The organism is Paenibacillus riograndensis SBR5 (genome assembly GCF_000981585.1).
Lineage (GTDB): Bacteria > Bacillota > Bacilli > Paenibacillales > Paenibacillaceae > Paenibacillus_AQ > Paenibacillus_AQ riograndensis.
In genome coordinates this window covers 628,507-641,424 of record NZ_LN831776.1, presented here as the reverse complement: position 1 = coordinate 641,424, position 12,918 = coordinate 628,507, and the positions used below count along the sequence as shown (strand labels likewise).

The window sequence follows — 12,918 nt, the reverse complement described above, 5'->3', positions numbered from 1 at the left end:
TATAAGCTCAACTCCGTCACCCGCATGTGTCCGGGCGCCGGAGGAGTTACCTGGTTGTACCTTCGTTTGCTCCAAGACCTAACCTCAGCCCTTGATTGAGCCTATCATCATGCCTTTCACGAAATAGCGCTGCAGGAACGGATAGACGAACACAATCGGGAGCGTGGTGACCACCATCGTCGCCAGTTTGATGGACTGCGAGGTCACGCTTTTGGTAAGACTGCTGCCCTGGACGGCCACCATCATCTGATTGGAGCTGGACTGGGCCACCACCCGGAACAGATAGGTCTGAATCGGCTGCAGATCGGGATTGTTGACGTAGATAATGCCGGCAAAATAATCATTCCACTGATACACCCCATGAAAGAGGGCAATGGTAGCAATAACCGGCATGGATACCGGAAGCACAACCCGGAGGAAGATGGACCAGTCATTCGCTCCGTCAATCCGCGCGGCCTCCTCCAGCCCCTCGGGAATCTCCCGGAAGAAGGTCATGAAGATAATAAGATCGAAGAAGCTGAACATTACCGGAATAATATAGACCAGGAAGTTATCCAGCAGATGCAGATCCCTGTTCAGCAGAAAGGTCGGGATCAGTCCACCGTTGAAGAATAAGGTAATCGTGCCAAGCAGGATATAGAACTTGCCGCCGATCAGCCCTTTGCGTGAGAGCGCATAAGCCACCATCGCCGTGAAGAACACATGCACGAATACCCCCAGCACCGTCTTGGCTACGGTAACTCCCATGGCCTGCATGATGCCGGGGCTTGCGAACACCGCATCGAAATTCTTCAGGCTGAACACGCGCGGCCACCAGTATATCCCGCCCTGCATGGCGTCATTTCCGTCATTGAAGGCATTGACCAGCACGTACCAGATCGGGTAGAGCGTCAGGAAACAGACACACAGCATAATCAGATTATTGGCGATATCGAACAGGGCCTCGCCCTTCGTCTTGCGTTTGAGAGCAAACATGTTAAGTCCTCCTTGTCTAGAACAGCGACGTATCGTTGATTTTTTTGGATACCTGATTGGCAATCAGCAGCAGAATCAGTGCAATGACCGCCTTGATCAGAGTGACCGCCGCAGAGTAGGAGAAGCGGTTCGAGACAATACCTGTATAGTAGATGTAATAGTCGATTACGTTGCTGGCGCTGTCGTTAAGGGAGTTGCGCAGGACCAGAATCTGGTCAAAGTTGGAGTTCAGCACACCGCTGACTGCCAGAATGAACAGGATGCTGATTGTCGATTTAATCGCCGGCAGGGTGACAAACCACATTTTCTGAAAACGTCCGGCTCCGTCGATGGTCGCGGCCTCATACATTTCGGGGGAAACCCCGGAGATCGCTGCCAGGTAGATAATTGCGGACCAGCCAAGCTCCTTCCAGATATCGGAGGATATAATGATCGTCCAGAAATAGCTGGGCTCGGCGAGATACGTAATCGGCTGATCGATCAGATGGAGCGACAGCAGAATATTGTTCACAATCCCCACATCCGCCAGCCAGGTGGCGAGAATTCCGCCCAGCACTACCCACGAGAGGAAATGCGGCAGATATGAGATCGTCTGGATCGCTTTCTTGTACCTTAAGGAACGGATCTCGTTCAGAAAAAGGGCGAAAATAATCGGCAGCGGAAATCCGATCAACAGCTTGATTAAGCTGATGCCCAGCGTATTCTTGATAACATTGACCAAATCCTCGTCATCCAGGAACTCCCTGAAATGCTCCAGCCCCACCCACGGCGCTTCGGCAATGGATCTTACGATGTTGTACTCTTTGAAAGAAATAATCAGCCCATACATCGGAATATAGTTGAAAATGATCATCCAGACCACGCCGAGCAGGGCCATCGTCTGTAAATGCCGCTGGGCCAGAAGCCGCCTCCACAGCGGGCTTTTTGGACCTGGACCGGTTTCGATTTTTGGCGAAAGAAGCGGTTTCATCGCCGGATTTGCTTCGGTGCTGCTTTTGTTCTCCATCATATGGCCTCCAGAATCTATCTCTGTTTTTGCTTTGAAGCGCTTACAGCTCTATGTGTTTATTGTATAGGCTTTCAGTCGGGGGTGTAAGGGCTGAGATTTCGTATTTGGGGGCTGATTTTTCGGCTATAGGATTTGAAGGTGAAAGCTTTGATTAAGGGCAAGAGCGCAACTGCGGGGAATGTTTGGACTTCCGGTCGCTGTTGTATCCAGATTTCTTGATTTATACCGCTTTAGCGGATGAAATCCGGATACAAAGGCGAACGCTGCCGCTCCTACAGTTCCAAACTTCCCCTCCGCTGCTTCACCCTTAATCCGGTTTCAAAGTTCAAATGATATAGAAAATCAGGCGGGAGCAAAAAGGCAAGGGGAGGGCTGTGCAGCCTCCCCTTGCCTTTACTGGACCCATACTGCTGAATCCACCTCGCTTTGCCTGGCTTCAATGGGTTTGATTGCCACCTATGCTCGGTGGCTTCTATAGCTTCCATGGTTTCAGTAACTTCGGTAGCTCCAGTACCTCGGTAACTCTAACAGCCTAGCTTCAACAGCTTCGGTGGCTCCGGCAACTTAGGTAGCTCCGAAACTTCAGTGAATCTAGTACTTCGGTAGCCCAATTGAGTGTGGCTTTTCGGCAGATACCACGCGCGCTCATCTTGGTCTTCTCATCTTGACCCTCCCGCAGCGGTTCTGGTCCTGACCCGCGCGTCTTCCTAAGTGGAAAAAGGATCACTAATTCGTCAGATTCAGCTTCCAGCTCATCTTATGTGGGAAAAAGTAGACTTAATCCAAGCCCCAAAACAAAAAAATGAATAAATAGAGCAAATTAAGCATACTTTTTCCACCTAAATGCCCAAAAACCTTATAAACGCACAAATTAAGCTCCCTTTTTCCACCTATATAGAGTGAACTTAAGATATTAACATTAGGGACTTCGTCGGGACTCCGGAGAATGTTTGGACTTCCGGCCGCTGTTGTCTGCAGATTTCTTGATTGTTACCGTTGTTCGCGGTAGAAATCCGCAGACAAAGGCGGACGCTACCGCTCCTACAGTTCCAAACTTCCCCTCCATCCCTTTTCCCTTTTGTTAGTTTTTCAAGTTCACTCTATATAGCTCTGAGTACATACAAGAATTCAAGCCACCCGTCAAACGGGTGGCTCGGAAATTGCATATAGAGGTACATGTAAGATTAATTTAAGATTCACGAAAGACAGCTGAAAGATTGAAGGGATATCTTTGATTCATACGTCAAACCAAAAAAGAGACAAGATCAGGAGAAGAGGTAAAGAGAAATGAAAGGAACTACTTGCACTAAAATTCAAACCCTAATGATCATACTGTTGATGGTCGCAGGCAGCGTACTGCCCTTGCTGCAACCGGGGACGGCCCATGCGGAAGCAGCTCCACATGCTGTAGACACGGCCCGGATTGATACTTTTGTTGAATCGATGCTGGAGAAGCTGGATTTTCCCGGCATGGCGGTCGGCATTGTGAAGGGAGACCAGATCATTTACACCCAGGGATATGGACATTCAGGTCCGGATGGACAGCCTGTTACACCGCAAACGCCCTTTATTCTGGGCTCCAGCTCCAAATCGTTTACGGCGCTGGCCATCATGCAGCTGGTTGAGCAAGGAAAGATTGATCTGAATGCACCGGTGCAGCGTTATTTGCCGGAATTTGAGCTTGAAGACAAGGACGCGTCCAAAACCATTCTGGTCCGGCATTTGTTGAATCATAGCAGCGGAATATCCACTTTTCATGGCCGGACAGCTTTTACCAACACGGCATCTACTATTGATGAACTCATACATGGGCTAAAAAACACACCCTTAACCGAGCCGGTTGGCTCCCAGTATCAATATTCTAATGCAAATTACGATTTACTGGGCGGAATTATCCAGGCCGTTTCCGGCGAGTCTTATGCAGAATATATACAGGACCACGTGTATTCTCCTCTGGACATGAAGAACAGCTATACATCTACACCTGAGGCGAAAAAACACGGGTTGGCCACAGGATACAAGTCCATCTTTGGTTTTATGGCCCCTTTTGAGCAGCCGGATAACCCGTCTATGCTCGCATCCGCTTATCTGATTTCAAGCGCAGAAGATATGAGCCATTATTTAGTTGCTCAACTCAATGGCGGAAAGTTCCACGATATCAGCGTGGCTGCCACGGAAAGTGTTGCACAGATGCATCAGCCGGCCATAAAAGACCCTGCCACCGGCGGTGAATATGGCATGGGCTGGGAAATCGTGCATGGTGTTGTTCAGCATGCGGGTGATGTTGAAAGCTTTCACGCCGATATGAAGCTGGACGGGGACATAGGTGTTGTGGTATTAATGAATGCCCATGATTATGCGGTCCGCGCCTTTAAGCTAGGCATGGTTGCTGACGGAATTCTTGCAATTATGCATGGACGGGAGCCGGTGGATGATGCGGGAAGCATTACCGGCACCTATATTCTGATTGATGTGATTAGTGCGGCAGTGATGATTATGCTGGGAGTATCGGTTTTTAATCTGATTAAACGCAAGAAAAGCTTTAGACATACCCCGCTGCGAATCATCCTGTTCGCGTTCTGTCTGGTTTTGTTTAATGCAGTGCTGCCAATTGCTGTTTTATACGGCTTTAGTCATACCTTTGCTCCATGGAGTGTGGTGTTCTCCTTTTTGCCCGGACTTGGACATCTCGCGTTTGTCCTGAGTATTCTTTCACTCGTGATCGGGGCTGCCAAGCTGATTGTACTGATGCATAATCTGCGTCTGCACAGAATGAAGGAGAGCGGGAACACGATGTGAAATTCCACTAAGCATTCCCGCATTACTTCTATTCCAGCACCGCCCGGATTTCGGCGATGTCCCCCCGGCGCAGCGCCTCAGCCTCAGCACCGCGCAGCAGTGCTCCGGATATACGGCTTACGGTGCCGTCACAGTAGGCCAGCGTCAGACTCTGGATTAACGCCCCTCCCTGACCGAAGGTGTCCAGATGGCGGGGGTTGTGGTAAGTTACCTTGGTATGGCCCAGGAAGGTGAAGGACACCTCTCCCTGCTGATCAAACAGCCAGCCTGGGAGCGCCGGTGCTAAGGACACGGCCAATTCTCCGTCAATAACCGTGAACACATGGCTTCCGGCCATCATCGTCCGCCACATGCTCAGGAACTCTGCGGTGGAACCGCTAAGTCTGGCGACGAAACCTCTTCCATGTGTCCCCGGGTCCGGATTGCCGCCTGTAGCGATGAAGGAGGAATTCTCCAGCGTGCTTCGCCCATAGACTGCCGGGTCCAGGAACGGGATGAGCGAGGTTTTCAGCTCCCCGTAGAATTCCTCATAAAGCCCCGCCTTCAGAAGCTCCAGCAGATATTTGTAGGACATATGCAAAAAGTTCGACTCCCGCTCCAGCCAGCCCGGCGTGAACGCCCGCATCCGCCCAATCTCATTGGATTCTTTGTCCAGGGAGACTGAAGTGCGGTACATCGACGTGACCGGATCATACAGTTCTGTTTGCTTGATCCGGTTATAGATATCCCGCGCCTCGCCTGGGCTGTCGAGTGTTTTCAGCCAGCGGGCCGGCCCTTCCAGGAAGTGCGGCAGCGCAAAGGCTTCGAACTCCTCCACCACCGCTTTGGGCAATCCATAGCCGCTAATTACCGGCTGTCCGTTCTCATCGGTCACCGCCTGAAACCGCGTCGCTTCAAAGCGGAAATAGGTTGGAACCAGTCCCCCGCCCATTTCTACAGCAAGGCCGATACCGATATCAAGCTTGCGCAGGAACCGGCCAAGCGCCTCACGAATCTCCGTAAGGGCTACCGGCTGTTCTTCCCCGGTGATGCCGAAACGTATACGTTCGCGGTAGAATTCACGTGCGGATGCTACGGTGTGCCAATAGTCAAACTGCGCAATCTCCCCGGCCAGTATGGCGGTTGTGGCGTTGTGCACCTGCTCAAGCAGCAGAGACATTTCGACCGGAAGTTTAGCGGCTGAACCAACAGCTTCAATCCCGTTCCCGCTGTTCTCCAGAACCTCCAGAAGAAAGACGATCATCCGCTTCAGCTCAAACGTCTCGCTCATACCTGAACCGAATAACCCCGGCAGGCCGTTCATGGCGTCGTTCCAGCCCGGCTTGTTGCCCTCCATTTCCACGCCCATGCCATACGGGTCGAGCGTAGCAAATTTGTTCAGCGTGAGAGACAGCATCTTCACGAACAGACTGGTGCGGTAGATGTCTCCGTGACCGCCTTCCGTACGGAGCCAGTGCGTCTCCGAAGCCTTCCGCTTCAGCCGGTGCAGCTTCTCTTCATCCTCCAGCAGGGCGCCGTATTGCCGGACCTTGCCGTCACTCAGCACATATTTTTCACTGCGCGGCAGCACATAGGCCGGGCTGTCATAGAACGAATAGGTCTCGTCTCCGAAGAGCAGCTCCTGTCTGCGTTCAGGGAAAATATCCAGATACCCCTCCACCAGATCGAGGTTGTAGGTCCAATGATCGGACCAGAAGCCTTCCCCGAAGGCGGCTTCGATGTGCTGCTGCGACAGGGCCAGCACTCCGCTCAGGAATTCCTGCTCGCCTGTCTTCAGCGTGACGCCATGGTCGGCAATGTAGTTGATCAGCCGTCCGGGAGTGAACCGGCCTGCACAGAGCTTCACCAGCTCCTCCTGGTGATCGGCAGCCGCCGTGTGAATCCATTCCGCAAGCTGCGGCGCCTTACCCGGCAGGATTTCAAAGGTTGTTCCCTGCACACTCAGCGGATTGTAGCCATCCGCCTGGATCAGGCTGTAGAACATCTTGATATTGAAGCTCCCAACCCGGGGATTGAAGAATACATCATTGCGCCGGTTCTGGTTCATGTCGCGGAAATTCCCGTTACCCTGGGAGTAATATTCCGGTGCCAGCGAGAAAAAGTTATAATCGCGTTCCATGTCCCCATGCTTGCGCGAGAAGAGGTGCACGACAAAGCCTTCTCCCCCGTTGTCGAAGATGAATGGATAACCGCCGCGCAGGAAATTGTCCAGATAGGACTGCCGGCAGTAGGCATCAAATATAGGCGAGGCGGTACGGGTTGCAATGTCCTCCGTCAGCCCGTCGGTCAGGCTGGCCGATTCCAGGGCTTTGGACGTAATATATTCATCACGGCAGAGGGCTTCCGCTTTCCGGTTGATTTTATCAATGTCGTTCACATGCCCGATAATGGTGTTCAGGATCAGCTTGCCGCCCGGAGCGAGGGTCCGCGCCACGCCGCTGAAGCCGCAGGGAACCTTATTGACGGGGTATTGGGGCTGTGCAAGCAGCTCTGCCAGCTGCAGACCGGCAAAACGCTCCGGAAAACCAAGCGAAGTATTGCCTCCGAACACCGTCTCGAAGTCCACAACCGGAGCCAGCCGCTCTCCTTCTGCCGTAAACGACAGGTAGAAATGGCCGCTGCGGATTTCACTGACCTGCGCATCATCATTCGTGCTGGAGCGCAGCTTGTAGAACGGAATTCCGTTCTCCAGATTGTATACCTCCATCCAGCTGCGCAGCAGATTGCCGATCTCCTTATATCCGCTGTTCTCCACACCGTACGGCAGGATCTCCGGCAGACCGTCCAGCATTTCAAGCTCAAGCTCCCCGCCTCCAACATTCTCAAGCTCCACACGCCGGACCAATGCCGCATAGTCATCACCAGGCAAATTGAAGTAGTGGACGGTTGTCTTAAGTCCATACCCGGCGTGGGATTCCTCGATGGTCAGCCCGTTCGGCAGAATCGTCATCTTGCGTTTCGCCTCGGGATCAGGCCGCGCCGACTGGAACGGCTCATACATTTCCGGGACACCCTTTATCTTGATAAACGTGCGGAAGCCGGAAGAGGCTACGTTCTTATAGGAGATGTTCGCCGGAGAAAATTCCATAATCGGCGAGTTTTTGTCGCGCACCCCAAAGCTGCAAATCCCCTGGCCCCGATTGACATAAAAGGTCCACATCGGAATCCCCTTCAGTCCCGCAAGCCCGGGCAAAAAACTGGCGAAGGGCTTCCCCTCATGAAACTGCTCGATCACAAATGTACCGGAATCAAAATAATAATGGCTCATAAACCTGCCTCCTTAATATTATGGCTGTTCCTATAAAACCCGCATAACCCAGAAGTGCCCTAACGCATTTAAGAAATGACATGTGTTGCAATAGAGTGCGGCGGCAGCTCGCATTCGGCCAGCTCACCCCCCAGTCCCAGAGTTACGCTGCGCACATGCTCCCCCTCATTCATAAGCACTACAGCGAGGCTGCCGTCCGGATTTCGAAAGGCGGTGGACAGCACGCCCTCAGCAGCGGATTCCAGTCCGATGCGCACAGCCCCGGGAGCTATAAATTTGCTGAAATGCCCGATGTAGTAATAGGAGCTGTTGTAATGCACCTCATCGGAAGTCGTATCGGCAATCACCGGAGCATCACAGAAATTGCCCACATGATTCGGCCCTCCGGTCTCGTCAAGCACCAGGTTCCAATCCAGATAGCCTTCCGTCCAGGCGTTTAAATCACCGATCATATTCCGCCCGTAACGTTCACCGGTGAACCATTCGCCCAGCCGCACACCACCCTCCTGGCAGCCTTCCGTGAACAGCAGATGCTTTTCCGGGAAAAGCTCATGCACCCTGGCCACCTTGTCGAACTCCTCACCGCCATACCAGTGAATGCCTGTGCCCCAGACATACCGGGCCGCCTCGGGATCGGACAACACCGTCGAAGCGCGTTCGACCATGATATCGCGGTTATGGTCCCAAATGACGATGTTCACATCCGCCATTCCCGCCTCATGCATTACAGGGCCCAGATGGTTTTTGACAAAATCCCGCTCCTCCTCTGCGCTGTACACACAGGAATCCCAGGTCTGAACAGCTGCCGGCTCATTCTGCACCGAGACAGCCCAGACCGGTATGCCCTCCCTGCGGTAAGCTTCAATGAATTTCGTGTAATACCGCGCCCATACATTCGCGTATTCCGGCTTCAGCGAACCGCCATGGTTCATCTCACCGTTGGTCTTCATCCAGGCCGGAGGACTCCAGGGGGAAGCCAGCATCGTAAGCGGGCCGCCTTTGACGTCCATTGCGTCTTTAATCAGCGGAATCACCCACTGATGGTCATGGGAAATATCAAAGGTCGCCAGCGCTGAATCTCCATCCTGCACATAGGTATAATTGCCTAGCGCGAAATCACAGCTGTGGATGTGCACACGTCCCATGCTGTAGTTCAGTCCTTCCTCCGGGTGAAAATAACGCCGGATCACCTCTGCCCGTTTCCCGGGGCTCATCCGTGACAGCGTGTAGGCCGCAGCTTCCGTAAAAGCGCCGCCAAACCCAAGTATTTGCTGGAACTCCCGTTCCGGCAGCAGCTGCACATCGGCCTTCTCCCCGGTGTTGCGGGCTCTGAAAACAATTCCTTCTCTCGGGCTTAGACGCTCCCCCGTATCCTTGGCGGTAATCACTGTACGAGCTTTTGTCATTTCAGCCATCTCCTTTATTTTATATATCATAATCGAAACCGGTTTCGATTATTTCGAAAAAAAATGCGCGCCCGGCAGAACCGTCTTATTCTCTGCCCGGCGGCGCGCAGGAGTCCCGCACAACCACTTCAACAGGAAGCATTAGCGCTTCCTTGTCTTGCCCTTTGCCGTCGATGGAGGCGATCAGAATCTCAGCCGCCCGTGTCCCGAGCATCTCCGTATCCTGCCGGATGGTTGTAAGCGCGGGGGATACATACGCAGCAAGCTCGATATCATCATAGCCCATCACCGAAATATCCGACGGAACGGACAAGCCTTTGTCTTTGGCTGCCATCATGGCGCCGAGCGCCAGCAGGTCACCCGAAGCAAATACAGCCGTCGGACACTCCGGCAGTTCAAGCAGCTTCAGCATTGCATCATAGCCGCTTTCTCTGGAGAAAAAAGCGCCCTCGGCAATATAGCCGTCCGGCACGTCAAGGCCCAGCTCCTCCATGGCCGCTATGTACCCCAGTTCACGCTCGCTTCCCGGAAAGGAGTTCCCGCCTCCGGAAATGTGGCCGATCCTCCGGTGCCCCAAGGACGCCAGGTAATTGACCGCCAGCAGTGCTCCCGCCCTGTTATCCGAGCAGACTGTATGGGACTGCGGCGTATTATAATCCAGAATAACCGTGGGAATATCACTTTCCAGCAGCTCCAGGAAATAAGGGTCGTTATAATCGGACAGGAACACTACAACCCCGTCCACCCCGCGAATCCGGCAATTCTCCAGATAACCGCTCTGCTTGCCGCCGACATCCTTGGAAATGAACATCAGCGCATAACCTTTGGCTACCGCAACCTGCTTGAAGCTCTCAATCACCGCGCTGAAAAATGGATGGCGGATACCCGCCCCGGTCCCCTCAACAAACAGCACACCGATGGTCCATGACTTCTTGGTCGTCAGGGTACGAGCATGCGCGTTGGGCAGGTACCCCATTTCCTGCGCCGTCCTGAGAATTTCCTGGCGTGTCTTCTCCCGCACATCGGAATAATTGTTGAACGCCTTGGAAACCGTGGTTGGCGAGTAGCCGGTTTTTTTGGCAATATCATAAATCGTTGTCAATCCGGTTCACTCCCGCCGGCCCACAATGAAAGCCCTTTTATATTCACTGCCATTCTAACGCCTTTGGGCGCTGCCGTCCAGCACAAAATATCTCTGCACCGAAGGCAGCAGCGTAACAATCTGTATCAGCATTCCAAGGCTCATATAGCAAATATGGATCAAAGAAACGGTGTTCAGCATATACGTCTGGACCATGATCCAAATAATCTGCCCGAAGCCGATGTACAGGGAGAGGGACCATGCGCTATGCAGCGTTTTGAACGGAGTCAGCGCAGCCGCCCATGTCCACTGCGGTTTCTTGACCAGGCCATACAGCACCAGCAAGGGCAGCAAGCCAAAGATCACCAGCAGCAGCAAGCCCGGGACTACAAAATTCACAAAAGGAGATCTTTCCAGTATAGAAGCTGGCATTCCGATCATTTCTCCGCTGGGATCGGCCAGCAGCGTCAGCCCTCCCGCTATCGCTCCAAACCCCAAAAAAGCCTGAAGAATATACAAACAAATGACGGCCCCCGGCCTCTTCTTATGTTTCTCCATTCCTGCTCCCCCATTCTCAAAAAAAGATAGCTTGGAGCGTCCCATGATCCGGCATCCGTAAGCCTCATAAGTAAAGCTTACAGGTTTTCCCGCCTGCCTGCCAAGACAGATGTCACAAATTAGGAGACAATCTGCTTATTCCGGCCGCTGTGTGAACCCCTGCGCTTTGCGCTATACTAAAGTTACCATAAAAAAAGAAGGGAATGGACTGGCGTGCTGCATGCGTCCTTCCAAATACGCTTATGACCGATACCAATCTGCCATTATCCAAACAATGTGCTTACTGCAAGCAATATAAACCGCTCACCGAATTCCGCAGACGCACGGGCAAGCGCTCCAAGGGCCAGTCGCGCCGGGGCGCCTGCCGGGAATGCCGCAAGCTGCGCGAGGCCGGGAATGCCCAGATGCAGCTGCAAGTAAAAGGGACCCCGGCCCTCAAGGAAACCAAGACGTCCCATACCTCAACCGGAAGCAAGGGGAAGACGCGTCCGCGCGCAGCCGATCCCCGGCGGAAGGCTCCGCAGCTGCGGGGTCCGAAGCCTGACCCGCAGGATGCCTCGGCCCTAGTTCCGTCCGCCAAAGGTATGATTCTGATGCGCGGCCACAGTGACAAGGGCCGCCGCTGGCATCAGGAAATTGATCTTGAGCTTGCAGTGACGCTCGTCAAAGAGCATGCCGCGGTGGTGGTGAACCGCCGTACGATCCGCCGCCTGTACAGCAACAAGGATTTCCGGGCCTACATTCTAACGAGGGACAATTATACCTGCCATTTCTGCGGCCTGTACGGCGACACCATTGACCATCTGCTGCCGCGCGCCAAAGGCGGCCACACCACGCCGGACAATTGCGTCTGCGCTTGTAATCTATGCAACCAGAGCAAGGCCGACCAGTATGTGGAGGAATTTATGGGGCGGTAACCCGCGGGAAGAGCGAATCTGCCGGCGGCTCTATCAACAACGGCATTTCTGCCGTTGTTCCTGCCTAATTCCTCCGACAGCTCTTCAACAACGGCATTTCTGCCGTTGTTCCTGCTCAATTCACTCGGCGGCCCTCCAACAACGGCATTTCTGCCGTTGTTTCTGCCCAATTCACTCGGCGGCTCTCCAACAACGGCATTTCTGCCGTTGTCGAAGCCCAAGCAGTAAAAAAAGCGCACCCGGTCCGGGAAATGCTGTTCCAGAGACCAGCACCCTGAGCACGGAGCGCTTTTTAAATTTACGTAATATGCTTGACCCGTCCGACTTGGCCGTCAGCCAGCCGTACCTTGATCCCGTGCGGATGGCGGGGCGAGTTGGTGAGAATGTCTTTGACCACGCCATGTGTAAGTTTGCCTGTGGCCTGGTCCTGCTTCAGTACAATATCCACCTCAAGTCCGGCGCGGATATCCGCTCTAACTTGCCCGTTCATGATGCGCTCCCCTTTCTTAAGTTATAATGGAGTTACTATTACGGATTAAGGATAAGGATGAGACAACAATGGCCTTCGGAATTAACAGAGAAGAATTAACCCGCTGGAAACAGGCGGTTACCGCAGGAGAGATAGCTTTCCTGACCCATTATTGGCTGGATCCCCGTTTCCCAGGAATGACTACAGTAACAAAAGTCGGCTGCAGCAATCTGTCCCGCCTGAGAAGCTGGTGCGAGCAGCACGGGCTGCCTTCCCAGTACATTCATAACCGCAGGCCCTTCCCGCATTTCGATCTTATGGGACCGAAGCAGCCGGAAATCCTCCGGCAGGAAGGACAATGGGAGCAGCTGGAAAGATTCCATCTGCTCTAACCCGCAGAGCAAAAATAGGCGATGCCAGAAATCATAAAGACCGC

At 53.2% G+C, this 12,918-nt stretch carries 11 protein-coding genes; 4 read left to right on the top strand and 7 right to left on the bottom strand.

The genetic code is table 11. The features are described 5' to 3' along the window. Window positions 1–84: 84 nt before the first annotated feature. Both PRIO_RS02845 and PRIO_RS02840 read right to left on the bottom strand, forming a co-directional pair. Window positions 85–975, bottom strand: coding sequence for a carbohydrate ABC transporter permease (locus PRIO_RS02845; RefSeq protein WP_020426428.1), 891 nt, complete (start codon window positions 973–975; stop codon window positions 85–87). A 16-nt stretch (window positions 976–991) separates the two neighbouring features. Further along, window positions 992–1,981, bottom strand: a complete 990-nt coding sequence (locus PRIO_RS02840) for an ABC transporter permease (RefSeq protein ID WP_020426429.1) — start codon at window positions 1,979–1,981, stop codon at window positions 992–994. 1,326 nt (window positions 1,982–3,307) lie between these two features. Between PRIO_RS02840 and PRIO_RS02835 the strand changes: the two genes are divergently transcribed. Then, a complete protein-coding gene (locus PRIO_RS02835) occupies window positions 3,308–4,783 on the top strand; it encodes a serine hydrolase domain-containing protein (RefSeq protein WP_167345577.1) in 1,476 nt (491 codons plus the stop codon). A gap of 28 nt (window positions 4,784–4,811) precedes the next feature. Here PRIO_RS02835 and PRIO_RS02830 read toward each other — a convergent pair whose 3' ends face one another. The 4 genes from PRIO_RS02830 to PRIO_RS02815 form a co-directional block, all read right to left on the bottom strand. Next, window positions 4,812–8,051, bottom strand: a complete 3,240-nt coding sequence (locus tag PRIO_RS02830) for a hypothetical protein (protein ID WP_020426902.1) — start codon at window positions 8,049–8,051, stop codon at window positions 4,812–4,814. A 68-nt stretch (window positions 8,052–8,119) separates the two neighbouring features. Next, window positions 8,120–9,457: a glycoside hydrolase family 30 protein gene (locus tag PRIO_RS02825; protein ID WP_020426903.1), complete on the bottom strand. Its 1,338-nt coding sequence runs from the start codon at window positions 9,455–9,457 to the stop codon at window positions 8,120–8,122. 85 nt (window positions 9,458–9,542) lie between these two features. Beyond that, window positions 9,543–10,559 carry a LacI family DNA-binding transcriptional regulator gene (locus PRIO_RS02820; protein WP_046501071.1) on the bottom strand — a complete coding sequence of 339 codons (1,017 nt, stop codon included), beginning with the start codon at window positions 10,557–10,559 and terminating at the stop codon, window positions 9,543–9,545. A 54-nt stretch (window positions 10,560–10,613) separates the two neighbouring features. Then, entirely contained in the window at window positions 10,614–11,096 is a 483-nt protein-coding gene (locus PRIO_RS02815; protein WP_039785013.1) for a hypothetical protein, read from the bottom strand. A 242-nt stretch (window positions 11,097–11,338) separates the two neighbouring features. Here PRIO_RS02815 and PRIO_RS02810 point away from each other — a divergent pair, with 242 nt between their 5' ends. Next, complete coding sequence (locus tag PRIO_RS02810; protein ID WP_046506345.1) at window positions 11,339–12,013, top strand: HNH endonuclease; 675 nt, start codon at window positions 11,339–11,341, stop codon at window positions 12,011–12,013. 54 nt (window positions 12,014–12,067) lie between these two features. Beyond that, window positions 12,068–12,241: a hypothetical protein gene (locus PRIO_RS35895; protein WP_167345576.1), complete on the top strand. Its 174-nt coding sequence runs from the start codon at window positions 12,068–12,070 to the stop codon at window positions 12,239–12,241. 70 nt (window positions 12,242–12,311) lie between these two features. On the opposite strand, the gene PRIO_RS02805 is transcribed toward PRIO_RS35895, so the two are convergent. Next, on the bottom strand, window positions 12,312–12,503 hold the full coding sequence (locus PRIO_RS02805) for a YwbE family protein (RefSeq protein WP_020426781.1): 192 nt from the start codon (window positions 12,501–12,503) through the stop codon (window positions 12,312–12,314). 68 nt (window positions 12,504–12,571) lie between these two features. On the opposite strand from PRIO_RS02805, the gene PRIO_RS02800 reads away from it, so the two are divergent. Then, a complete protein-coding gene (locus tag PRIO_RS02800) occupies window positions 12,572–12,874 on the top strand; it encodes a hypothetical protein (protein WP_020426780.1) in 303 nt (100 codons plus the stop codon). Window positions 12,875–12,918: the final 44 nt, after the last annotated feature.